The organism is Bradyrhizobium sp. STM 3561, assembly GCF_045571455.1.
Lineage (GTDB): Bacteria > Pseudomonadota > Alphaproteobacteria > Rhizobiales > Xanthobacteraceae > Bradyrhizobium > Bradyrhizobium vignae.
The window spans coordinates 7387981-7409389 of sequence record NZ_CP120695.1 but is presented as its reverse complement, the minus strand read 5'-3'; the positions used below and the strand labels follow the sequence as shown (position 1 = coordinate 7409389).

Here is a 21409-nt window from a genome sequence, read left to right as displayed (position 1 = left end):
CGGCGAGGGCTGAGCCCGTTTGGCTGGTATACCGGCCACGTCACCCCTCCCCCTCAATTCCCACTCCCAACTCGTCCGCCCCGAGGTCGGTCAGCTCGCATTCCAGGCACTCGACGTCCAGGCGGATGGCGCCGCCCTGGGCGAACAAAAGCAGGGCACTGCCGCCAGGCTCCTCGTGCCGCCCATCCTGGGGATGAAATTCAATGCCGATCAGGTCCAGCACCTTTTCCGGCACAGCGAGGTCGATGTTGCGCGACTTGCAGGCGAGCACACGGTCGAAACGGAGCGCGGCGACCAGCCGGCGCGGCTCGGCCTCGCCCTCCAATGTCTGCTCCCAATCCAGCCGGCTCATGCCGACTACAAGCCGCTTCTCGCTCTGCCGCCAGATGATGTCGGACGTCTGGACTCGGGCGTCCTGGACATGGGTGGAGATCACCGCGAGATCGTCGGCGTCGAGCGCGATCAGTTTGAGCTGGGGCGACATCGCCGACACTTCTCCTTTGGAGCGGACGGGACTCAACGCGCGCGGGCCGCGAAATTTCCGTACAAACTAGCAGGTCAGAGGCTATTGATATCCGTCATCTCCAGCATCCCGCGCGGATACCCTCCGGGCAACGCGGATCATGGCGCGGCCGAATCTGCTCGGTCGAGGTCACGAGCCGCGGGGGAAATCCGGCGTAGCACCGACCTTTCGCCGTCGGCTGTCAACGGCTGCGACAATCGGCCGACCCAATGGATTTATTGACGCCAGGGCCGTTCGCAATGAGGTCGGTCCGCCGGGATAGCCGGCAAGGTTCACCGGGCCCAGCCGGCGGCGAGGCTGCGGCAACAGCCGCACCACCAAGCCTTCATGGTTGACGAAGGGATCTTGTCGTCTCACCTGGAGCGCTGCGGAATATGAGACGGGGTGGGGTGACGGTCTCTCCGCATTGAGCAGTGCCCGATTGGAGAGATCGCTTCACCCCGCTCGCGCTTCGCGCGATCGACCCTGCCCTCCAGGGCAAGAGCCTCAGTCCTTGAAAAACGCAAGGAGATCCGCGTTGATCGTTTCGGCGTGCGTTGTCGGCATGCCGTGAGGGAATCCCTTGTACGTTTTCAGAATGCCCTTCTTGAGCAGCTTGGCCGAGAGCGGCGCCGAGTCGGCATAGGGCACGATCTGATCGTCGTCGCCGTGCATCACCAGCACAGGCACGTTGATCTTCTTCAGGTCCTCGGTGAAATCGGTTTGCGAGAACGCAACGATGCCGTCGTAGTGCGCTTTCGCACCGCCCATCATGCCCTGGCGCCACCAGTTCTGGATCACCGCTTCCGACGGTTTTGCGCCGGGGCGGTTGTAGCCGTAGAACGGGCCGGCGGGGAGGTCGCGATAGAATTGGGTGCGACTGGCGGCGAGCTGCTTCTGGAGATCGTCGAACACGCTCTTCGGGAGCCCGCCGGGATTGGCCGCCGTCTGCACCATCAGCGGCGGTACCGCCGAGAGGATCGCCGCTTTCGCCACCCGGCTTTCCCCATGACGCGCGATGTAGTGCACGACTTCGCCGCCGCCGGTGGAATGCCCGACATGAATGGCATTCTTGAGGTCGAGATGCGCGGTCAGCGCGGCGAGATCGTCGGCATAATGATCCATGTCGTGGCCGTCGGCGACCTGCGCCGAGCGGCCGTGGCCGCGGCGATCATGGGCGATGACGCGATAGCCGCGCGTGACGAAGTACAGCATCTGCGCGTCCCAGTCGTCCGAAGAGAGCGGCCAGCCATGGCTGAACACGATCGGCTGGCCCGCGCCCCAGTCCTTGTAGAAGATCTCGACGCCGTCTTTGGTGATGGTGGGCATGGATTACTCTCTTTCGGTGAAATTGGTGCGCGCGAACAGGCACGCGCCGACGATCTGCAGATGGTTATGCGACGTTCCGAATGCGATGCCCCGCATCAACTGGGAACGTCGAGAATCGTGTGATCAGGCAAACGCCATCGGCCTGAAGCGGCGCCAGGCGCCGATCGTCAGCACCACGAAAAACACCAGCACGATACCCTGCACGACGGCGAATACCGGCCCCGATGGCGGCGCCGGCGGTACGGCGGGCGCGAGCGCGGCAAGCGCCGGCACCTTCAGGAACGACTGGATCACCAGCACGAAGACGTTGAAATACAGCGAGATCATCGCGGTCACGATGTAGACCGGACGCCAGACGCCGGCGAGCCTCATGCCGTAGAGCGCGACGCAGGCGATCGCGAGCAGCACCAGCGAGATGATGCCGATGATGTGCGAGGGCAGCAGCTCCCTGGACGGGAATAGGAATCCGGTGGCGCTGGTGAGGATGGTGAACAGCAGGAAGATCGCGGTGAGGCCTCGCATCGGCTTCGAGCCGAGCAGACCGAACATCACGACCAGGCCGGCGGCGATCGCGATCAGGCTGATGATGACATGGACCAGCGTGACGGCAGGCAGGCTCAACCCAAGGACCATGACATCTCTCCTACTCTCCGCATTGAGATGATGAGAGTAGTATTACGGCCCTCATGGAATTGCCACCTGCGTTGTCGCCACATACAGAGGTGCAGCCACGCGTCATCGTGCGAATCGACAAACGCATGGCTGAATTTCTTGCAGCGCCGTCGCGCATGACGGCAGTTGTTAGTTTGTAGCCCGATGGAGCGAAGCGGAATCCGGGAAACGTGCCACATGCAATAGCTGCCCCGGATTACGCTGCGCTCCATCCGGGATCTACGGGCATTCAGGCTTTCGACGAAGGTTGGATCGATCCCTCACACGTCCTTGGTGTCGAAGATCAGCATGTCGGCACCGCCGCTGGCGAATTTCGGCACGTCGGCGCCGGTCGCCTTGCCTTCCGGACTGGCGAATGCCGCCTGGATGTCGGCCACGCTGTCGAAGGTGAGGATGGCGACGAGATGGATTCCGGAAGGACCTGCGGGAGATGCAACCGGCCCCTTGCTGACGGCGTATTTCTTCAGGCCGGGAAGTTTCTTCGCGAGCGGGATGTGCGTTTCGGCATAATACTTGTCGAAGGCGTCAGTATCCTTTGGTGTTTTGTATAGCACGACGATTTCAGCCATTTAGTTCTCCCGTTGAAACTTGTTATCGTAATTCCTCATGGTGACGAGCGCGCGAAGCAGGCGTCTCGAACCATGCAGGCCCAGATGCATCCGGGCCTTCATCCCTCGAGACGCGCGCAAGCGCGCTCCTCAGGATGAGGGATAGTCACGCATCGCGCGGCTCGATGGCAAGCCGGATTCGGCTTGCCATGCGCTTGCCTTCTGCTTGACTAAAGCGCCGGTTTTGCGGCGTCGCCGAGATAGCCGTGCAGGGAGGCTACGACCTGCGCCCCTTCGCCGATGGCGCCGCCGACGCGCTTGACCGAGCCGGAGCGGACGTCGCCGACGGCGTAGACGCCGGGCACGGAGGTTTCCAGCGGCGCCACCAGCTTGCCCTGGTTCTGCTCGGACTGCGCGCCTGTCACGACGAAGCCGCCGCGATCGAGCGTGACGCCGCAGCCGTCAAGCCACGAGGTGGCCGGATCAGCGCCGACGAACAGGAAGAGATTGCGGATGTCGGCGGAATCTTCGTCGTCGGACAGCCGGCTCTTCCAGCGGATGCGCCGCAGCAGCGAGGCCTCGTCGCCTTCGAGTGCCGTGATCTCGGTGTTGAACATCAATTCGATGTTCGGCGTCGCTTCGATGCGCTCGATGAGATAGCGCGACATGCTGGCCCCGAGGCCTCCGCCGCGGATGATCATCAGCACTTTTTTCGCGTGGCCCGACAGGAACACCGCGGCCTGTCCGGCCGAATTGCCGGCACCGACGAGCGCCACCTCCTCGCCGGCGCAGAGCCGCGCCTCGACCGGCGAGGCCCAGTACCAGACGCCGCGCCCTTCGAACTTATCGAGATTCGCGATGTCGGGCCGGCGATAGCGCGCGCCGCTCGCGACCACCACCGCGCGCGAACGCAAGGGATCGGCGCCCTCGAGCGCCACCGAAAATACGCCATCCTTGCGCGTGCAGTCGAGCGACTTCACCGTGACCGGAATCATGATGTCGGCGCCGAACTTTTGCGCCTGGGTGAAGGCGCGCGCGGTCAGCGCCTGGCCGGAAATGCCGGTCGGAAAGCCCAGGTAGTTCTCGATGCGCGCGCTGGCACCGGCCTGGCCGCCGAAGGCGCGGGTGTCGAGCACGGCGACGGACAGTCCTTCGGACGCCGCATACACGGCGGTGGCGAGCCCGGCGGGTCCGCAGCCCACGACCGCAACGTCGTAGATGCGGTCGCCTTTCGCGCCGCCGATCATGCCGATGGCACGTGCAAGCTCGGTCTCATTGGGATTGCGCAGCACCGCACCGTCAACGGTGACGACCAGCGGCCAGTCTTCGGCCTTGGGCGAATAGCGCGCGATCAATTCGGCGGCGTCGCGATCGCGATCGGGATCGAGCAGATGATGCGGCTGGCCGTTGCGGGTGAGAAAGCCCTGCAGGCGCACCACGCCGGCGGAGTTCGACGGTCCGATCAGCACCGGGCCGCCGACGCCGCCCTGGATCAGATTGACCCGGCGCAGGATCAGCGCCCGCATGATACGCTCGCCGAGCTCGGCCTCGGCGACCAGCAGCGCGCGCAGCCGGTCCGGCGGCAGCAGCAACGTCTCGACGTCGCCCTCGGCACGGCCGTCGACCAGCGCCGGCCGGCCGGAGAGCTGGCTGAGCTCGGCCAGGAATTGCCCCGGCCCCTGGTCGATCACCGGGGTGACGTGACCGAGCCCGTCGCGCTGCGTGATGGCGACATGGCCCTTCAGGACGACGAACATGCCGCGCCCGGGCTTGCCGGTCTCGAACAGCAACTCGCCATCCGCGTAGGTGCGGATTTCGCCGAAGTGCCTGATCCGCGCGATCTCGGCGGGTGTCAGCGCCGGAAAGGTCTGCTCGGGGCGCGTGAACCGCAACATCTGCGCGTGACGGTCGGTTCGTTGCGGTTGGTCGTGCCCCATCGCCACTGCATGCACTCCAAAATTCTAGCGGCCGGCCTTGTTGCCGGCGGCCCCCTCATCTAGGGAACGATCGTCGTTCTGCGAGGGGTCGGTGATTGCGGCGCGTTCGCGCGCCTGCGCCTTCCGCCGCTTCAGGTTCTCGCGCAGCGCGGATTTCAGGCGGTCATCGCGGGACGCTCTCGCCTGGCTCGCGCTCTTGTCGTTCTGGTCGGTCATCAAAGGTCCATTCACGGGATCAGCGGCAGGATGCCACCGAAGTATGGCAGCTCAAGAGGCCGACGCGATCCGATCGTGCGAAACGCGAAATGGATCAAATCCGGGCCTTGCACCAACTGGCCAGTTGGCGGGGGCATTGTCCCCGAATTGGCGGAAAGTCGCGCGTTTCGAGCGAAAACGGGCATTTTGACCCCGATATCGACCCGATTTTCTCGTTTTGACGGGGCTTGCAAGCTTGCACAGGAGGGGGGCTTGTGGCAGATATCGGCCCGCTTGGTAGGCCCCCGTGGCGGCCGATTCTGATCCCAGCACATGCTGCCGTAGCTCAGTGGTAGAGCACTCCATTGGTAATGGAGAGGTCGACAGTTCAATCCTGTCTGGCAGCACCAGTTCTCCCAAGCGAGCCCTCCGCCTGGCCAGCGTGCCCGCAACAGACCGAAGACGCGATCGTGATCAAACGTTCCCTGCCCTACGAAGGACTGCTCCACGAGATCGTCGAGCATAATGGCGTGCTCTATCTCGGCGGCATCGTTCCCGAGGATGCGGGGCTCGACATGGCAGGCCAGGCCGACGACGTGCTGCGCCAGTTGAAGACCCTGCTCGAGGGGGCCGGCTCCGATCTCTCCTGCGTTCTGCAGGTGACGATCTTTTTGACTGATCTCGCCGACAAGGCGGCGCTCAACGAGGTGTGGAAGCGCTATTTCGCCGCGGACCATCTGCCGGCGCGTGCCGCCATTGGCGTTGCGGACCTCGGTCCAGGCGTCAGGCTGGAGCTGACGGCGATCGCCGCCCGCCGCTAATAGACAAGCAACCCGCAAGGCCAGAAAGCTCGGTCGTTTCGTCAGCACCAGTGTTCCACACACGCCGCAGCATTCTCGCGGCCCGAAACGCCCGAGTTTTGCTCGTTTCCTTGTCCCTCTTCTGTGAAGAGCAACTGTGGCGAAGTAGCCCGGCGATCGGCCGGCCTCAAGGCTGGCGCTGGCGCGCCCCCGCCTGCGGCGGCTGACGGCCTTGACCCCGTCCGCTCACCGGTCTGTTGGCTTTGCATGCGCTCGGCCGAGGTCCGAGCGCGAGATAGGCGCGCTCGTCAGGCCACCCTGTATTTCTTCGGATCCCACGTCTCGCCGCGCGCGATCATGGTGTTGAGGATGATGATCAGCTTGCGCATGCAGGCGACGATCGCGACCTTTGGCGGCCGTTCGTAGAAGGCCTTGAACACCGGATTGTTCAGCGTTGCGGCACCGACACAGGGCATGTAGAGGGCATTTCGCACCCAGCGGCGGCCACCCTTGATGCAGCGTTCACCTCGACGTTTGCCGCTATCATCGTCATAAGGAGCAACGCCCATCAACGCGGCGGCAACTTCGTCGCTCACCTGCCCCAGCTCCGGTAGTCCTCCAAGCAGCGCCATTGCGGTCCCCTCAGCAAAGCCTGGTACGCTCTGGATGATCTCGGCACGTTTGGCAAAGTCCGGCGTTGTCTTGATCGTCGCCGCGATCGCGGTCTCGAGCGCGGCGATTTCGTCAGCCAGCTTCTTAAGAAGACGCGCGCGAGCCTTCTGAACAAGGGCCGGCGCCTCATGCTCCTTCTGCATTTCCAGGCGAGCCCTGACGTCAAGCAGGCCTTGGCGTCCCTTCACCAGTGCCTTCATCTCCTCGTGAGCGGGATTGTCGACTTGGCTGGGAGCCTCGCCGAATGTCTCGGCGAACCAGGAGATCATCTCCGCGTCGATCTTGTCATTTTTCGCAAGGCGTCCCGCCGATTCCGCAAAGTGGCGAACCCGTTTGGGATCGACGATCCGTACTTCCAGCCCTGCTTGGCGCAACGCCTTGGCCCATACCCGCTCGTAGCCGCCGCTTGCCTCCATCACTGCCTTGCCGACCTGATGCTTGCGAAGCCATGCAATCAAGCTCCGTCGCCCCGCCGCGGTTGTTGGGCAAGTCTTCCGCTCCGTTACGGTCCGAATGCACGCATCAATCTTGTCTTTAGCGACATCGATGCCGACGACAACCAGATCGTCTTGTGTCATCATCCACTCCCTTCCTTGCCTGGTACGGGCTCGCAGCCCTTGCAACTGTTCGGGTTCAGGAAGACACCGGAGCTGTCCCTTGCTCTTTAGCAGGCTCTGTCGCCTTTGGGCGCAACGGGCTCAGTTCCGGCAACGGGCGGTTCTGATCCAACCGCCCGTTGCCACATTCTGGCAGATTTCGGGGACACAAGGGCGCAGGGAAGGCCGGGGAAGGCCGGGTGCCGGCTGGCACCCACGGTCCGCTGCGCGAAAGCACACGCAGAAAACTGCACAGCGGCATACAGGTGAAGCCCAACACACGGCCTTCCCTGCGCAGTGGTTTGACGGCTTATGCCTGCTCTTGTGTCCAGAAAATCTGCCAGAATGTGCGAACGGGCGGTTCTCGCAAAACCGCCCGTCGCTGGATCTGAGCCCGTTCGTGCTCAAAGGCCTTGAGCCTGTCGGGGAGCGAGGGACAGATCCGGTGGTCTTCCTCAACCCGAACAGTTGCATGGGCTTCGAGCCCGAACCGAGCAAGGAAGGGAGTAGATGATGGCACAAAACGACGTCCTTGTCGCTGGCATCGACGTGGCCAAGGACAAGGTGGATGTGTGCATTCGCTCATTGTCACAACGGCAGACGTTCGCGAGCAGCCCAGAAGGTCGGCGAGCGCTGATCCGCTGGCTTCGCAAGCACAAGGTCGGCAAAGCCGCCATGGAGGCTTCCGGTGGTTATGAGCGGGAGTGGGCCAAGGTGCTACGCCAGGATGGTATCGAAGGCTTGGTGGTGGATCCAAAGCGGGTGCGCAACTTCGCCAAATCGGCTGGACAGCTCGCCAAGAACGATCCGATCGATGCGGAGATGATTGCCTGGTTCGCCGAGACCTTCATTGAGGCAAGGGGGCAAGCCTACGATGCGGCACGCGAGAAGCTGGCGCAGATCGTGAGTGCGCGCCAGGCTCTGATTGACGTGCAGACGAGCTTGCGAAACAGGACGGAGCATTCCACTCCTGACGTCGTGCAGAAGATGCAAAATCGCCTGCTGAAGCGGCTCGCCGCCGAAATTGCCAAGCTGGAAGCAGCGATCGCAGCCCTGATCAAGACCACACCGCGTTTTGCCGAACTCGCCGAGATCATCGAGAGCGTACCAGGTCTTGCCGGGGGCACATCCGCCGGACTGATCGGGGCGATGCCGGAACTCGGCCAGATAGGCAACAAAGTGGCCGCGGCCCTGCTGGGTGCTGCGCCTTATGACGACGACAGCGGCAAACGTCGGGGCGTCCGTCATATCCAGGGCGGACGCCGCAAGGTCCGCAACGTCTTCTACATGGCGTCCATGGGAGCCGCGACCCGGCATAACCCCGTGCTCAAGGCCTTTTACGATCGCCTGATCGCCAAAGGCAAGGAGCCGAAGGTTGCGCTCACCGCCTGCATGCGCAAGCTGATCGTGATCCTGAACGTCATGATCGCACGCGGCGAGAAATGGGACGCCGGCCGGTACGAAGTGAGCAACTCCGCTCGGCTTCCGCCGAGCGCTTGCACGCCCTGAAGACCGGCGAGCGGACGGGGTCAAGGCCGGAAGCCGCCGGAGGCGGTGGCGCGCCAGCGCCAGCCTTGAGGCCGGCCGATCGCCGGGCTACTTCAACACAGTTGCTCCCCGGAGCCGAGTTCCTTCTGGCCTCCGTCGCCTTGCGAATTGGCGATACCTCCAGGCCCGGTTGAGCCTCGAAGCATCTCCGCAAGGCTTGACCGTAGCAACGACGGTCAGGACCACACGGTTTTGCCGTACGCGTCGGCCCGGCTTCGCTTTAGTAGCTTCGCCGGACACAGCGCCGTCCGTCCGCACGCTAGCCAGGACCTCACGAGGTTCATCTCGCCCTGCTCCCGCTTCGCGTGCCCGGCGCTGCCGCGTCCATCGCACCCCGATCCACGTTCGTTACGACGTACGATCGCCCCTCTTCGAGGACCGGGATGGCGGAATAGTGCAGCAAATCCGAATTTCGGTAAAGCGGAATATTTTTATGAAAAGGGGTTGACGGGTTTGGTTGCGAGGTGGGTATTTTGCCCGACGGGTCAGAAGCGTTGCGATCGATCGGCTTTCGGTTCCGCCTCTACGAAAAGGTGCGGTCACACTGTGCGTTGAACACCTAATTTCATGGTGATAGTCTTCTGGCTCGCGGCCTGTCCGGGAGGACACCATGGGATGGTTTGACCGGCTGTTTGGAAGGATGTCGAAGCCTGCGAGCCCCCTCTTTGCGAGATTTAGGCGGAAATCACGGGCACCGACCGACCCTGACCTTCTGAAAATCGCCAAAGACCGGAAGGGGCATGTCTCGCGGAGAGCCGTGAGAGACGAGTACAATCGGCTGGTCCTGGAGAAATACGCGCACGACAAGTCGTGATCGCTGAGTCCCATCGAGGCTTTGCTCAGTGGCGAAACATGATGGTTTCGCAACTGCTCTGTCCCTACGCAACATCATCGCCGTCATCCACCGACAGTGCCGCGAAACGATCGTCCGCCCGGCGCAGCCGCCGGCAAAGCTCGCGATTGATGTTCTGCAGGACGATCACATAGGCATGGATGTCGGCCTTGTAGCACGCGTAAAGCTTCTGGGCCGTGAGTTCGTACAGCACCGTCGTCGCCTCCGCGACCACCGTAGCGGAGCGGTTCTGCATCTCGATCAGCGTCATCTCGCCGAAGAAATCGCCTGGCTCCAGAACAGAGATCGGAATGACGATTCCCGAATTCGCCCGTTTGCTCACGGCCAGCCGGCCGGATCGGACGATGAACATCGAACGTCCCGGCTCGCCTTCGACAACGACAGTCGCGCCGGCATCGAAGCGGCGTTCGACGAGCATCGACATCAGGAAGTCGAGGCTTGGGTCGGAGAGACCGCCGAAGAAGGGCGTGGCGAGCAGGAACGCTTTCAGATCGGGAGCGCTGACAGCCATCCCGCAAAGCTACGCCTCATCATCATCTGCGACAAGCTACGCTAACATTCCCATGCGCGGCTCCTATATGTGAACCCCGGCGCACATCGCGCGCCCCTCACCGGTTCTCCACATGATCCCCTTCTCCATCCTCGACCTCGCACCGATCCGCCGGGGTGGCGATGCCGCCCAGGCGTTTCGCAATTCGCTCGATCTCGCGCAGCACGCCGAGAAATGGGGCTACAAACGCTTCTGGCTGGCCGAGCATCACAACATGACGGGGATCGCGAGCGCGGCGACCTCAGTGGTGATCGGGCATGTCGCGGGCGGGACCAAGACGATCCGCGTCGGCTCCGGCGGGATCATGCTGCCGAACCATTCGCCGCTGGTCATCGCCGAGCAGTTCGGCACGCTGGAATCGCTCTATCCGGGACGGATTGATCTGGGCCTCGGCCGCGCGCCGGGCACCGACCAGTTCACGGCAAGAGCGCTGCGGCGCGATCTCGCCACCACGTCCGAGAATTTTCCTCATGACGTGCTCGAGTTGCAGGCGCTGCTCGGTGACGTGCAGCCCGGCCAGACGATCCGCGCCGTGCCCGGCATGGGGACGAAGGTGCCGCTCTGGATCCTGGGATCGAGCACGTTTGGCGCGCAGCTTGCGGCGATGCTCGGCCTGCCCTTTGCGTTTGCCTCGCATTTCGCGCCGCAGATGATGATGCCGGCGCTGCGCGAATATCGCGCGCGGTTCGAACCTTCGGCGCAGCTCGACAAGCCCTATGCGATGATCGGCGTCAACGTGTTCGCGGCAGACACCGAGGCGGAGGCGCAGCGGATGTTCTCATCGTTGCAGCAGCAGTTCATCAATCTGCGCCGCGGCACGCCCGGGCCGCTGCCGCCGCCCGTCGACGACATGGACGCGCTGTGGTCGCCGGCCGAGAAGGCCGGTGTTGCGCAAGCACTGTCGTGCTCGGCGGTCGGCTCGCCCGATGTGGTGGAAGAGAGGTTGAAGACGCTGATCGCCGAGACCGGCGCGGACGAATTGATGACGACGGGGCAGATCTACGACCACGCCGCGCGGCTGCGCTCGTTCGAGATCGCAGCCGAGGTGCGGGATCGGCTGGCGGCGCAGCCGGCGGGGTGAGCGACGCACGTCGAGCCTTCTCGAAAGATCGTCATGCCCGGGCTTGTCCCGGGCATCCATGTCCTTGTGCCCGAGCCAACACGTGGATGGCCGGGACAAGCCCGGCCATGACGCTGTCGAGGCTTCAGCGCCCAGCCCTCTCAAGTCACCTTGAAGCCAGCCCCCTTCAATCCGCAAACCCGAACAACTTCGCCGGATTGTGCACCAGAATCTTCTCCAGCTCCGCCTGGTCCGCTGCGTAGCGGTACATCAGCTCCAACAGGTCGGCGTCGTTCGGCGGCTGCTTCACCGACACCGGATGCGGCCAGTCGCTGGCCCAGACGCAGCGGTCGGGCGCAGCCTCGATATAGGCGCGCGCGATCGGGATCACGTCGTCGTAGGGAGCCCCAGTCTTCGAGGTCTTCTCGCCGAGCGACAGCATGACCCAGAAATTGCCCTTCTGGAGCAGCTCCAGCATCTTGCGCAGATTCGGATCGTTCTTGCCGGCTTCCGGATCGGGACGCGCCATGTGGTCGATCAGCACGGGCACGTCGAGGTTCTCGTACTTGTCGACGCTGGACATGATGCCGTCCTTCTCCGGCTGGATCTTGACGTACCAGCCGAGCTCGCGGATGCGCGCGATGGCGCGGGCGAAATCGGCATCAGACAGCACCGCGCCGAGCTCCTGGCGGAAGCTGAAGCGCGCGCCGCGCACGCCTGAAGCGTGGAGCTTGGCCAGATAGGAATCACTCGCCTCCGCAAACACCAGCGCATTGGCGCAGCCTCGATAGTTCGGACCCATCGCCGCGAGGCCGTCGAGCACGACGGCATGGTCGGCGCCGTAGGTCGTGGTCTGCACGATGATGCCGCGCTCGATGCCGAGCGCCTTGTGCATGCGCAGCGCCGCTTCCCAGGTCGCGGTCGGCATCCGATACGCGGCGCCGGGACGCTCCGGGTATTTTTCGATCGGACCTAACACATGGAATTGGCTGTCGATGGTCTTCGGCGGCGGCGCCTTCAGCGGGCGGCGCGGATTGGGATCGAACGGCAGATAGGTCGGCATGCGCAAAACTCCTCAATCGAGCACGGCGGTGAAGTCGCACTGCACCAGCGCACCGCCGTCCATGTTGTCCATAGGCAGCGCGTGGCGCGCGGGCCGCGAATGCTCGTCCGGAAACATCTTGAGCCACTCGACATTGACCGGGCCGCGCTGCGAGCGATCCTTCAGCCACACCGTCATCTTGATGATGTCGGAGGTCGAGCCACCGGCCGCCTCCACCGTCGCCTTCATATGCGCGAACATGTTGGCGCATTGCGCCTCGAGGCTATCCGGCATCGCATTGGTCGCGGGATCGCGCCCCAAGATGACGCCCGACATCACGAGATTGCCGATGCGGCAGGCGTTCGGAATCGGATTGACGTGCTTGAAGCCGCCAATGTGGATGCTCTTGCGCCGCGTTTGACCATTCATGGTGCGCTCCCTGGTTGTTGATTCAGACGAACTGGCACGACACCGAGCCGAAGGCGCCGTAATCGGCATGAAACGTGTCGCCGCGGCGGATGTCGACCGGACGCGTGAACGATCCCGCCAGCACCACCTCGCCGGCGGCGAGATGCTCGTCATGCGGCGCGAGACGGTTGGCGAGCCAGGCGATGCCGTTGGCGGGGTGGTTGAGCACGCCGGCGGCAACGCCGGTCTCCTCGATCTCGCCGTTGCGGAACAGCAGTGCGCCGATCCAGCGCAGATCCGCATCCATCGGGCGGATCGGTCGGCCGCCGAGAACCAGCGCGGCGTTCGCGGCATTGTCCGAGATCGTGTCCATGACTTTTCGCGTCTTGCCGGTCTCGGGATCGACGCGATGCATGCGCGTCTCCAGAATTTCCAGCGCGGGTGTGACGTAGTCGGTGGCGTTGAGCACGTCGAAGATGCTGCAGTCGGGGCCACGCAGCGGCGCCTTCAGCACGAAGGCGAGCTCGACCTCGATGCGCGGCGCGTGGAAACGATCGAACGGAACGGGCGTGGCGTCGGCATAGAACATGTCGGCGAACAGCACGCCGTAGTCGGGCTCGGCGATGCCGACCGCGTTCTGCATGGCTTTCGAGGTCAGGCCGATCTTGTGCCCTTTGATGACGCGGCCGCGGCCGAGCTGAAGTTTTGTCCAGGCGCGCTGGATGGCGTAGGCGTCCTCGATGCCGAAGTCCGGATAGTCCTTCGAGAACATCGGGATCAGCGTCTTGCTGCGCTCGGCCTCGTCCAGCCGCCCGGCAAGGCGTTCGATCGTGGCGCTATCCAGCATGCTCTATTGCTCCGCGACGACGGTGTTGCGCAGCACGCCGATGCGGCTGGACTCGACCTCGACGACGTCGCCGATCTCGAGCCAGCGCGGCGGGTCGAAGCGCGCGCCCGCGCCGGTCGGCGTGCCCGTCACGATCATGTCGCCGGGCTTGAGCGTGGCGAAGGTGGAGAGATAGGAGATCAGGAAATCGAACGGGAACATCAGCCGTTCGGTGGTGTCCTGCTGCCGCACCTCGCCGTTGACGCGCGTGACGATGTCGTGAGGCCCGCGCGGATCGAGCTCGTCCGCCGTGACGATCCACGGGCCGATGCTGCCGGAGCGGTCAAAGTTCTTGCCCTGCGTGACGTTGAACTTGCCGTGGCGCAGCCAGTCGCGGACCGTGCCCTCGTTGCACAAGGTCATGCCGAAGATGTGCGACCACGCCTTTTCGCGCGGGATGTGACGGCCGCCCTGCCCGATCACGATGACGAGCTCGCCTTCGTAGTCGAGCTGGTCCGAGACTCCCGGTTTCTCGATCGGCTGCTCGGAGCCGGTCATCGAGGACATGCTGCGCACGAACAAGCTGGGATATTTGGGCAGGTCCGAATTGTCTTTATATTCTGCATTGCGCTCGGCGTAGTTGACGCCGATGCACCAGAGCTTCTCCGGCGCCAGCACCGGCGGCAACAGGACGAGCTCATCCAGCGCATAGTCCGGCTTCTGTCCGGCCACCGCCTCCTGCGCATCCGCGAGCGCATCGGCTGCGATCAGCGCTTTGACATCCGAGAAGTCGCGACCGATGCGGCTGGTCAGATCGACCACGCCGCCCTCCACGGCCGCGCCGTAGCGCAGCTCTCCGTCCAGGAGATAGCTCAGGAGACGCATTGTATTTCCTCCAATGATCTTGAGGCAGCTTGGCCGACGACTGGCCCGCGCTCAGTCCTTCGATTTGGGAGTCTGGAAGACGGTGTTGAGCGTGACGATCTCACCGAGGCGGGCGTACCGCGGGCCGCCGATACGTGCGATCGGGTCGAGCGCCTTGGTCTCGACCTTGCCGTCGTTCACGAGACCGTCGCGCAAATGGAACATCACGACCTCGCCGACGATGAGCCGGCTCTTGGCCTCGCCGAATTCGAGGCATTGCCGGAAGCGACACTCCATCGCGACCGGCGCGGCGGCAAGCCGCGGTACCTTGATGAGATCGCAAGGCAGTGTTTCGAGCCCGAGATGCTCGACCTCGCTGATCTCAGGCGGATGCTCGACGGAGCTGTCGTGCACCGCCGACATCAGCGGGGTGTCGGCGATATGAATCACATACTCCTCGGTATCGAGGATGTTGTGCGCTGTGTCCTTGTAGTCGGCGCCCTTGCGGCCGACGCTGATGGCGAGCATCGGCGGCTTCTGCGAGACGAAGGTGAAGGCGCTGAAGGGGGCGAGATTGAGCACACCGCTGCGCGACAGGCTCGTGACCCACGCGATCGGGCGCGGCACCACGATGCCGGTCATCAGCCGGTAGATGCGCTCGGCGCCGAGCTCGGTGGGGTCGATCCGCATCGGTCAATCCGCCCTGATATTGGCCTTGCGCACCACCGGAATCCACTTGGCGTCCTCGCGCTCGAGATAAGCCTTGAACTCGGTCGGCGTCATCGCGGTGGCTTCGCCGCCGAGTTTTTCGAATTTGTCGATCACCGCAGGGTCTTTGAGGATCGCGACGAGCGTTTCGTGCAGCTTGTCGACGATCGGCGCCGGCGTGCCTGCGGGCGCGAACAGGCCGGTAAACGTCTGGCCGTCGAAGTCCTTGTAGCCGAGCTCGGCGAAGGTCGGCACATCAGGCAGCGACTTCAGGCGATGCGGACTGGTGACGGCTAGCGCGCGGAACAGGCCGGCCTTGATGTGCTGCAAGCTGACCGTGAGCTGGTCGAACGCGAATTGCACCTGACCGCCGAGGAGGTCATTGATGGCGGGCGCGTTGCCGCGGTAGTGCGCCGTGACCCATTGCAGATCGAGGCTGGACTGCATCAGCTCGCTGAGCAGATGATTGGTGGTGCCGGGGCCCGGCGAGGCCATGGTCAGCTTGCCCGGCTCGCGCTTGGCGAGGTCGATGAATTCCTTGAACGTGTTGGCCTGCACCGACGGATGCACCTCGAGCACCAGCGGCGTCATCGAGATCGTCGAGATCGGGAGAAAATCCTTCTTCCAGTCGTAGGCGTCGCGCTTGTTGATCTCGGTCGCGAACAGCACCGGGCCGTTGGCTCCGACGAACAGGGTGTAGCCATCGGGCGCCGATTTCGCGAAGGCTTCGCCCGCGATCATGCCGCCGGCACCGGCCTTGTTCTCGATGACGAAGGGCTGGCCGAGCTTTTCCTGGAGCTTGTCGGCGATGATGCGTGCGGCGCTATCGACATTGCCGCCGGCGGGATAAGGCACGATCAGCTTGACGTTGCGCGCCGGCCATTGCTGGCCCGACGCCGGCGCAGCCAGCATCGCGGTGGCGGCAGCTATGGCAATCCAGATTGATCTCATGTTGACCTCCCGGCGGCGCTTCCAACTCACGTCGAATCCTTGATGTCGTGCAAGCAGCTCACAAGGCATTCCGATCGGAGCGCAATCTTCAGATGCGCGCTTGCCCTGTCGAGTGAATTGTGGCGTTCTTGTCCATAATATGGACAAGGGACGATCACCTAAATCCGTCCGCAGCGCCGTGGAACCGCGACAGGGCGCGCAGGCGATCCGGCGCGCGCTCGCGGTGCTGCGCATCCTTGCCGCAGGTCGTGAAGAAGGTGTGCCATTGGCCGAGGTGATCCGGGCGACGGGCCTCACCCGCCCGACCGTGCATCGCATCGTCCACGTGCTGATCGAGGAAGGCATCGTCGAGCGACATGGCAGGAGCGGCCGCTACGCGATCGGCAACCAGGTGCCGGAGCTGGCACTGGCACGACCGCGGCCGTCGCGGCTCTTGGTCGCCGCAAATCCGTCGCTGCAGCGCGCATCTGCCGAGATCGGCGACACGCTGTTCCTGACGGTGCGCACCGGGAACGACACGCTCTGCGTCGATCGCCGGATCGGCGTTTATCCGATCCAGGTGCTGTCGATCGAGGTCGGCGCGCGCCGGCCTCTCGGCGTTTCCAGCGCCGGCGTCGCCATCCTCGCCGCAATGCCGGCGCAGGAGGCGCGAAAGATCGTCGCGGCGAACGAGAAGCGGTTCGAGCCCTACCGGACCGACGTCGCGACGGTGCTCGGCGAGGTCACCGCTGCCAGGCGGCTGGGCTACGGCATGAGAGAGATCGGCCTGGTGCAGGGGACGAAATCGATCTCGACCTGGATCAAGACTCCCGACGGACAGCCCGCCGCGGCGATGACCGTCTCCGCCGTTCGGACGAGGCTCGGCCCGCGCCGCGAGCAGGAGGTCGCGGAGATATTGCTGCGGGAGGCGCGGATCATCGAGCAGGCGATCGGAGGCTGAAGCGCGGACGGGACCTGTTCGCGGGGAGAGGCCGGAACTTGCGGGAGCTTTCCGGGTGAGGGGGAGTCTCCGCGAGTCTAACTGCCACCGTCTTCGCGGAGAGAGCCCCTCACCCCAACCCTCTCCCCGTAAGAACGGGCGAGGGAGCGCACCGGCGTGCGGCGCTGTCAATGGCTGACTTCGTGCGTCGTTTTATGGCACAACGCCCGCCATCGCTGACCGACCAACGAGGCCACGCATGCCCGCGCCAAAGCCGCCTGCCTTCGAGACCCTGAGCCTGCATGCGGGCCAGCATCCGGATCCCGTGACCGGCGCCCGTGCGGTGCCGATCTACCAGACCACGTCCTACGTATTCCAGGATTCCGACCACGCCGCGGCGCTGTTCAACCTGGAGCGCGCCGGCCACATCTATACCCGCATCTCCAACCCCACCACCGGCGTCCTGGAGGAGCGGCTCGCGGCGCTTGAAGGCGGCGTCGGCGCGATCTGCACCGCGAGCGGTCAGGCGGCGATGCACCTGGCCATCGCGACGCTGCTGAGTGCCGGCGACCACATCGTGGCGTCGAGCTCGCTCTATGGCGGCACCATCAACCTGCTCGCGCACACGCTGCCGCGCTTCGGCATCACCACGACGTTTGTGAAACCACGCGATCTCGACGCGTTCCGCGCGGCGATCAGGCCGAACACGAAACTCGTGATCGGCGAGACCATCGGCAATCCCGGCCTCGAGGTGCTCGACATGCCCAAGGTCGCGGCGATCGCGCATGAGGCAAAGATCCCGCTGCTGATCGACAACACCTTCGCTACGCCCTATCTCAGCCGGCCGATCGAGTTAGGGGCCGACATCGTCATGCATTCGGCGACCAAATGGATCGGCGGCCACGGCATCGCGATCGGCGGCGCCATCGTCGATGGCGGCCGGTTCGACTGGCGCGCATCGGGCAAGTTCGGCGTGCTGACCGAGCCCTACGGCGGCTATCACGGCATCGTCTTCGACGAGCAGTTCGGCACGGCCGCCTTCATCATGCGCGCCCGCACGGAAGGCCTGCGCGATTTCGGCGCCTGCCTGTCGCCGACCAACGCGTTCCAGCTGCTGCAGGGCGTCGAGACGCTTCCGGTGCGCATGGACCGCCACATGCAGAACACTTATCTCGTGCTGGAAGCACTGAAGGCCAACAAGGCCGTCGACTGGGTGCTGCATCCGTCACTGGAGGACCACCCCGACTACCAGCTCGCCAAGACGCTGCTGCCGCGCGGCGCCGGCTCGATCGTGTCCTTCGGCATCAAGGGCGGGCGGCCGGCAGGCCGCAAGTTCATCGAATCGCTGCGCATGATCAGCCATCTCGCCAATGTCGGCGACGCCAAGACGCTGGTGATCCATCCCGCCTCGACCACGCATCAGCAGATGGACGCCGAGCAGCTCAAGGCCGCCGGCATCGGCGAGGAGCTGGTGCGCCTCTCGGTCGGCATCGAGACCGCAAGCGACATCATCGACGACCTCAACCAAGCGCTCCGCATCTCGCAAAAGGCCTGACACCATGAAGCTTTCCGTCAACGGCACCGAGGTATTCGTCGCAACCGGCGGCCGCGATTTCGACAAGTCCCTGCCCCCGGTCGTCTTCATCCATGGCGCCGGCTTCGATCATTCGACCTGGGCGCTGCATACGCGCTGGTTCGCCCATCATGGTTTTTCCGTTCTCGCGCCGGACCTCCCGGGCCACGGCCGCTCGGCCGGACCTTCGCTCGGCAGCATCGCGGAGATGGCCGACTGGACGGCGGCGCTGCTCGAAGCGGCGGGAGCCGCGAAGGCGCATCTGATCGGCCATTCCATGGGCTCGCTGATCTCGCTGGAGACCACCGCGCGGCATCCCGACAAGGTCTCCGCGCTGAGCCTGATCGGCACCGCCGCGACCATGACGGTCGGCCCGGATCTCTTGAAGGCGGCCGAAGCCAACTCGCAGGATGCCAACGACATGGTCTCGATCTGGGGCCTCGGCTTCAAGGCCGAGCTCGGCGGCAGCCTCGCGCCGGGCCTGTGGATGCATGGCGGTGCGCAGGCGGTGCTGAGGGCTTGCGAGCCGGGTGTCCTGTTCAAGGATCTGTCGGCCTGCAATGCCTACGCCAATGCTCTGACCGCTGCCGCAACCGTGAAGGTGCCGACGACGCTCATTCTTGGCGAGCGGGACATGATGACACCGGCCAAGGCCGGCAAGGCGCTCGCCGCCGCGATCCCGCACGCAAAGACCATCGTGGTGAAGGGCGCCGGCCACATGATCATGGCCGAGCGGCCGGATGAGTTGCTGGCCGCGCTGAGGAACTAAAACGGATCGATCTTCTCCCTTGCGCGTTGCGTCAGATATCCCTGCCAATCACGAAGGGGAACTCGACCATGCCAAGACAAGAAGTCATTCGCAAAGCCAGGCGGGACAAGCGTGCCGGCAAGTCGGCCAGCACGCAGGCCGGCGAATTCGTCAAGGACGAGATCGACAAAATTCGCAAGGGCAAGCACGGAGCGCGCTCGACCAAGCAGGCGATCGCGATCGGCCTGTCCGAAGCGCGTCGCGCCGGCGTCGATCTGCCGCCGCCGCGCAAAGGGCGCACCAAGAAGGCGACACGCCGCAGCGCCAAATATGCCTATGAGGTGGGCCAGGGCAAGCGCACCGCGAAACGCCGCCCGCGCGTGTCACGTGCCGTCGAAGGCGTGTTGAAGAAGGAGCCGCGGTCGACCGCATCGCGCGGCGCGCTGTCGAAGCAGGCCAAGCAGGCTGCAAGCCGGCGAACCGCAGCGTCCCGCTCGGCTGCCGCGCGGAAAGCGAGCCACACCAAGGGATCGAAGGTCCGCTCCGCCGCCGCCAAGAAGGCGGCACGCACCAGGGCGCGCCGCCGGAGTTGATCAGGCGCGCCGGTTCAGGAGCCCGGCGTCCATTTCCAGACGATGTCGGAGATGGTGACCGGCTTCGGGATCAGGCCGAGCTTTGCGAAACGATCAGCGACGGCCTGCTGGCTTGCGACAATTTCGGCATCCAGCGGCACGACGCGGAAGTTGGAGCGATCCACGAAACGCCTGACGGCCTCGATGTCGACGCCGGTCGCGTCCGCCTGCGCTTTGGCGACGTCCTCGTGGTGCTCGTTGGCCCAGACGCCTTCGGACGCGAAGGTCGTGTTGAGCTTCGCGACCAGCGCCGGATACTTCTCCACGAAATCGGTGTTGGCGATGTAGAACGCATTCGGCCTGTGTACGTCCTTGTCGAAGGCGATGACGCGCGCGTTCTCCTTCAATTCGGCAAGCGCCAGATACGGATCCCAGATCGACCAGGCATCGACCGACCCCTTGACGAAGGCGGCCGTCGCATCGGCCGGCGCGAGCGGCGCCGGCGTGATGTCGGACCAGGACAGGCCGGCCTTTTCGAGCGCCGCAACGAGGAGATTATGCGCGCTCGATCCCTTGCCGAAGGCGATGCGCTTGCCTTTGAGATCGGCCAGCGAGTGAATCGGCGAATCCTTCGGCACGACAATCGCCTGGGTGTTGCCGTCCGATTTCACCGCGGCGACGTAGCGTATCTTGGCGCCGCCGGCCTGCGCGAAGATCGGCGGGGAGTCGCCGACATAGCCGAAATCGACGCTGCCGACATTGATGGCCTCCAGCAGCGGCGGACCGAACTGGAAATCGACCCACTTGATCTCGATGCCGAGCGGCTTGAAGGCGTTTTCGAGCGTCTGGCGCTGGCGCACCGCCGGGAAGAAGCCGCCCTTCTGCGTGCCGATGCGGATTTCCGCCGGCTTGTCCTCGGCGCGCGCGGCCAAGGCGGTCGCGAGCAGGAGCGTCGTTGCTAGGATGTTTCGTCGGGTGATCATAATGCGGCCCTTTCGGTGAGATCAGTTGGCGAAGGTTGCGAGCTCGCGCGACGGCTACGCTCGGACAACACGGCACGGGCGGCCCGCTCGGCCTCTCGCGCCGAGCGGAACTGGCGGCCCTCGAGGCTGTCGAACAGGCGCTCGGAGGAGAAGAAGCGGAAGCCGCGCTCATCTCTCGTGATGATACCGGCAGCGCGGTCGTGGATTTCGATGATGTAGGCGTTGGACTGGGCTTGGGACATGACTGCTCGCTCGCCGGAATTTCGGCGTTCCTCTTTTGCGTCTTTCGGTGTGCGGTGTTGCCAGGAGACGATCAGCAACAACAACAGGCGCCCGTTGCCACCGAGAAGCAGCACCGCGTCATGCATGCTTGCATGTCGTTCTGATTGCGCTGGCGATCGGTTGTCATGGTGCGGCTTGGGCTCGAGGAGCAGTCTTGACGCTCTGAATATCAAGCGGTTGGCGCGATTGGTCAATGAAATGGCTATCCATATTTGCGACACATGCGCTGGGGCGTTTCTCCCGCCGCAAGCACCGGCAGACGGATTCATCT

23 protein-coding genes and 1 tRNA gene are annotated in these 21409 nt (G+C 64.4%); 8 read left to right on the top strand and 16 right to left on the bottom strand.

Annotated features, from left to right (window positions below):
- Positions 1 to 40 precede the first annotated feature (40 nt).
- The 6 genes from P6U28_RS35090 to P6U28_RS35065 form a co-directional block, all read right to left on the bottom strand.
- Positions 41 to 484, bottom strand: coding sequence for a DUF2948 family protein (locus tag P6U28_RS35090; protein ID WP_162500484.1), 444 nt, complete (start codon positions 482 to 484; stop codon positions 41 to 43).
- Between the two features lie 525 nt (positions 485 to 1009).
- Complete coding sequence (locus tag P6U28_RS35085) at positions 1010 to 1831, bottom strand: alpha/beta fold hydrolase (protein WP_209295494.1); 822 nt, start codon at positions 1829 to 1831, stop codon at positions 1010 to 1012.
- A 123-nt stretch (positions 1832 to 1954) separates the two neighbouring features.
- The gene (locus P6U28_RS35080) at positions 1955 to 2464 is read right to left on the bottom strand and encodes a hypothetical protein (RefSeq protein ID WP_122405933.1); all 510 of its coding nucleotides are present in this window, start codon (positions 2462 to 2464) and stop codon (positions 1955 to 1957) included.
- Between the two features lie 299 nt (positions 2465 to 2763).
- Positions 2764 to 3072: an EthD family reductase gene (locus P6U28_RS35075; protein WP_122405934.1), complete on the bottom strand. Its 309-nt coding sequence runs from the start codon at positions 3070 to 3072 to the stop codon at positions 2764 to 2766.
- A gap of 209 nt (positions 3073 to 3281) precedes the next feature.
- Entirely contained in the window at positions 3282 to 4988 is a 1707-nt protein-coding gene (locus P6U28_RS35070; RefSeq protein ID WP_407123141.1) for an FAD-dependent oxidoreductase, read from the bottom strand.
- Between the two features lie 24 nt (positions 4989 to 5012).
- A complete protein-coding gene (locus tag P6U28_RS35065; protein ID WP_122405936.1) occupies positions 5013 to 5204 on the bottom strand; it encodes a hypothetical protein in 192 nt (63 codons plus the stop codon).
- A gap of 314 nt (positions 5205 to 5518) precedes the next feature.
- Between P6U28_RS35065 and P6U28_RS35060 the strand changes: the two genes are divergently transcribed.
- Positions 5519 to 5593: transfer RNA gene (locus P6U28_RS35060), tRNA-Thr, on the top strand.
- Positions 5594 to 5653: 60 nt separating this feature from the next.
- Positions 5654 to 6004 carry a RidA family protein gene (locus P6U28_RS35055; RefSeq protein ID WP_209295493.1) on the top strand — a complete coding sequence of 117 codons (351 nt, stop codon included), beginning with the start codon at positions 5654 to 5656 and terminating at the stop codon, positions 6002 to 6004.
- 287 nt (positions 6005 to 6291) lie between these two features.
- On the opposite strand, the gene P6U28_RS35050 is transcribed toward P6U28_RS35055, so the two are convergent.
- Complete coding sequence (locus P6U28_RS35050) at positions 6292 to 7233, bottom strand: IS110 family transposase (protein ID WP_407123140.1); 942 nt, start codon at positions 7231 to 7233, stop codon at positions 6292 to 6294.
- Positions 7234 to 7761: 528 nt separating this feature from the next.
- Between P6U28_RS35050 and P6U28_RS35045 the strand changes: the two genes are divergently transcribed.
- The gene (locus tag P6U28_RS35045; RefSeq protein WP_122402735.1) at positions 7762 to 8760 is read left to right on the top strand and encodes an IS110 family transposase; all 999 of its coding nucleotides are present in this window, start codon (positions 7762 to 7764) and stop codon (positions 8758 to 8760) included.
- Positions 8761 to 9677: 917 nt separating this feature from the next.
- Here P6U28_RS35045 and P6U28_RS35040 read toward each other — a convergent pair.
- Positions 9678 to 10163, bottom strand: coding sequence for a Crp/Fnr family transcriptional regulator (locus P6U28_RS35040; protein ID WP_129144600.1), 486 nt, complete (start codon positions 10161 to 10163; stop codon positions 9678 to 9680).
- Between the two features lie 112 nt (positions 10164 to 10275).
- Between P6U28_RS35040 and P6U28_RS35035 the strand changes: the two genes are divergently transcribed.
- Positions 10276 to 11283, top strand: a complete 1008-nt coding sequence (locus P6U28_RS35035; RefSeq protein WP_209295492.1) for an LLM class flavin-dependent oxidoreductase — start codon at positions 10276 to 10278, stop codon at positions 11281 to 11283.
- A 166-nt stretch (positions 11284 to 11449) separates the two neighbouring features.
- On the opposite strand, the gene P6U28_RS35030 is transcribed toward P6U28_RS35035, so the two are convergent.
- From P6U28_RS35030 to P6U28_RS35005, 6 genes are read right to left on the bottom strand one after another with little or no spacing between them, the layout of a single operon-like run.
- Entirely contained in the window at positions 11450 to 12325 is an 876-nt protein-coding gene (locus P6U28_RS35030; RefSeq protein WP_122405941.1) for an amidohydrolase, read from the bottom strand.
- Positions 12326 to 12337: 12 nt separating this feature from the next.
- Positions 12338 to 12733 (bottom strand): RidA family protein, encoded by a 396-nt coding sequence (locus P6U28_RS35025; protein ID WP_129144597.1) that lies wholly within the window; start codon positions 12731 to 12733, stop codon positions 12338 to 12340.
- A gap of 22 nt (positions 12734 to 12755) precedes the next feature.
- Positions 12756 to 13559 (bottom strand): 2-oxo-hept-4-ene-1,7-dioate hydratase, encoded by an 804-nt coding sequence (hpaH, locus tag P6U28_RS35020; protein WP_209295491.1) that lies wholly within the window; start codon positions 13557 to 13559, stop codon positions 12756 to 12758.
- 3 nt (positions 13560 to 13562) lie between these two features.
- The gene (locus P6U28_RS35015; protein ID WP_209295490.1) at positions 13563 to 14423 is read right to left on the bottom strand and encodes a fumarylacetoacetate hydrolase family protein; all 861 of its coding nucleotides are present in this window, start codon (positions 14421 to 14423) and stop codon (positions 13563 to 13565) included.
- Positions 14424 to 14474: 51 nt separating this feature from the next.
- Positions 14475 to 15092: a flavin reductase family protein gene (locus P6U28_RS35010; protein ID WP_122405945.1), complete on the bottom strand. Its 618-nt coding sequence runs from the start codon at positions 15090 to 15092 to the stop codon at positions 14475 to 14477.
- 3 nt (positions 15093 to 15095) lie between these two features.
- Positions 15096 to 16061, bottom strand: coding sequence for a tripartite tricarboxylate transporter substrate binding protein (locus P6U28_RS35005; protein WP_209295489.1), 966 nt, complete (start codon positions 16059 to 16061; stop codon positions 15096 to 15098).
- 139 nt (positions 16062 to 16200) lie between these two features.
- Here P6U28_RS35005 and P6U28_RS35000 point away from each other — a divergent pair, with 139 nt between their 5' ends.
- The 4 genes from P6U28_RS35000 to P6U28_RS34985 all read left to right on the top strand — a co-directional run bounded on the left by P6U28_RS35000 (position 16201) and on the right by P6U28_RS34985 (position 19894).
- The gene (locus P6U28_RS35000) at positions 16201 to 17001 is read left to right on the top strand and encodes an IclR family transcriptional regulator (RefSeq protein WP_162500485.1); all 801 of its coding nucleotides are present in this window, start codon (positions 16201 to 16203) and stop codon (positions 16999 to 17001) included.
- Between the two features lie 238 nt (positions 17002 to 17239).
- The gene (locus P6U28_RS34995; RefSeq protein ID WP_209295488.1) at positions 17240 to 18535 is read left to right on the top strand and encodes an O-acetylhomoserine aminocarboxypropyltransferase; all 1296 of its coding nucleotides are present in this window, start codon (positions 17240 to 17242) and stop codon (positions 18533 to 18535) included.
- A 4-nt stretch (positions 18536 to 18539) separates the two neighbouring features.
- Positions 18540 to 19322 carry an alpha/beta fold hydrolase gene (locus P6U28_RS34990; protein ID WP_209295487.1) on the top strand — a complete coding sequence of 261 codons (783 nt, stop codon included), beginning with the start codon at positions 18540 to 18542 and terminating at the stop codon, positions 19320 to 19322.
- A gap of 68 nt (positions 19323 to 19390) precedes the next feature.
- A complete protein-coding gene (locus P6U28_RS34985; RefSeq protein ID WP_122405950.1) occupies positions 19391 to 19894 on the top strand; it encodes a DUF6496 domain-containing protein in 504 nt (167 codons plus the stop codon).
- A 14-nt stretch (positions 19895 to 19908) separates the two neighbouring features.
- On the opposite strand, the gene P6U28_RS34980 is transcribed toward P6U28_RS34985, so the two are convergent.
- Positions 19909 to 20856, bottom strand: coding sequence for an aliphatic sulfonate ABC transporter substrate-binding protein (locus tag P6U28_RS34980; RefSeq protein WP_209295486.1), 948 nt, complete (start codon positions 20854 to 20856; stop codon positions 19909 to 19911).
- Positions 20853 to 21098 carry a hypothetical protein gene (locus P6U28_RS34975; RefSeq protein WP_122406964.1) on the bottom strand — a complete coding sequence of 82 codons (246 nt, stop codon included), beginning with the start codon at positions 21096 to 21098 and terminating at the stop codon, positions 20853 to 20855. Before P6U28_RS34975 ends, P6U28_RS34980 begins: the two co-directional genes overlap by 4 nt.
- Positions 21099 to 21409: the final 311 nt, after the last annotated feature.

What these genes read in the sequence shown, in the direction of transcription:
- P6U28_RS35090 (WP_162500484.1), bottom strand. Translation starts at nt 484, where the DNA reads ATGTCGCCCCAGCTCAAACTGATCGCGCTCGACGCCGACGATCTCGCG.
- P6U28_RS35085 (WP_209295494.1), bottom strand. Translation starts at nt 1,831, where the DNA reads ATGCCCACCATCACCAAAGACGGCGTCGAGATCTTCTACAAGGACTGG.
- P6U28_RS35080 (WP_122405933.1), bottom strand. Translation starts at nt 2,464, where the DNA reads ATGGTCCTTGGGTTGAGCCTGCCTGCCGTCACGCTGGTCCATGTCATC.
- P6U28_RS35075 (WP_122405934.1), bottom strand. Translation starts at nt 3,072, where the DNA reads ATGGCTGAAATCGTCGTGCTATACAAAACACCAAAGGATACTGACGCC.
- P6U28_RS35070 (WP_407123141.1), bottom strand. Translation starts at nt 4,988, where the DNA reads ATGGGGCACGACCAACCGCAACGAACCGACCGTCACGCGCAGATGTTG.
- P6U28_RS35065 (WP_122405936.1), bottom strand. Translation starts at nt 5,204, where the DNA reads ATGACCGACCAGAACGACAAGAGCGCGAGCCAGGCGAGAGCGTCCCGC.
- P6U28_RS35050 (WP_407123140.1), bottom strand. Translation starts at nt 7,233, where the DNA reads ATGACACAAGACGATCTGGTTGTCGTCGGCATCGATGTCGCTAAAGAC.
- P6U28_RS35045 (WP_122402735.1), top strand. Translation starts at nt 7,762, where the DNA reads ATGATGGCACAAAACGACGTCCTTGTCGCTGGCATCGACGTGGCCAAG.
- P6U28_RS35040 (WP_129144600.1), bottom strand. Translation starts at nt 10,163, where the DNA reads ATGGCTGTCAGCGCTCCCGATCTGAAAGCGTTCCTGCTCGCCACGCCC.
- P6U28_RS35035 (WP_209295492.1), top strand. Translation starts at nt 10,276, where the DNA reads ATGATCCCCTTCTCCATCCTCGACCTCGCACCGATCCGCCGGGGTGGC.
- P6U28_RS35030 (WP_122405941.1), bottom strand. Translation starts at nt 12,325, where the DNA reads ATGCCGACCTATCTGCCGTTCGATCCCAATCCGCGCCGCCCGCTGAAG.
- P6U28_RS35025 (WP_129144597.1), bottom strand. Translation starts at nt 12,733, where the DNA reads ATGAATGGTCAAACGCGGCGCAAGAGCATCCACATTGGCGGCTTCAAG.
- hpaH (WP_209295491.1), bottom strand. Translation starts at nt 13,559, where the DNA reads ATGCTGGATAGCGCCACGATCGAACGCCTTGCCGGGCGGCTGGACGAG.
- P6U28_RS35015 (WP_209295490.1), bottom strand. Translation starts at nt 14,423, where the DNA reads ATGCGTCTCCTGAGCTATCTCCTGGACGGAGAGCTGCGCTACGGCGCG.
- P6U28_RS35010 (WP_122405945.1), bottom strand. Translation starts at nt 15,092, where the DNA reads ATGCGGATCGACCCCACCGAGCTCGGCGCCGAGCGCATCTACCGGCTG.
- P6U28_RS35005 (WP_209295489.1), bottom strand. Translation starts at nt 16,061, where the DNA reads ATGAGATCAATCTGGATTGCCATAGCTGCCGCCACCGCGATGCTGGCT.
- P6U28_RS35000 (WP_162500485.1), top strand. Translation starts at nt 16,201, where the DNA reads ATGGACAAGGGACGATCACCTAAATCCGTCCGCAGCGCCGTGGAACCG.
- P6U28_RS34995 (WP_209295488.1), top strand. Translation starts at nt 17,240, where the DNA reads ATGCCCGCGCCAAAGCCGCCTGCCTTCGAGACCCTGAGCCTGCATGCG.
- P6U28_RS34990 (WP_209295487.1), top strand. Translation starts at nt 18,540, where the DNA reads ATGAAGCTTTCCGTCAACGGCACCGAGGTATTCGTCGCAACCGGCGGC.
- P6U28_RS34985 (WP_122405950.1), top strand. Translation starts at nt 19,391, where the DNA reads ATGCCAAGACAAGAAGTCATTCGCAAAGCCAGGCGGGACAAGCGTGCC.
- P6U28_RS34980 (WP_209295486.1), bottom strand. Translation starts at nt 20,856, where the DNA reads ATGATCACCCGACGAAACATCCTAGCAACGACGCTCCTGCTCGCGACC.
- P6U28_RS34975 (WP_122406964.1), bottom strand. Translation starts at nt 21,098, where the DNA reads ATGTCCCAAGCCCAGTCCAACGCCTACATCATCGAAATCCACGACCGC.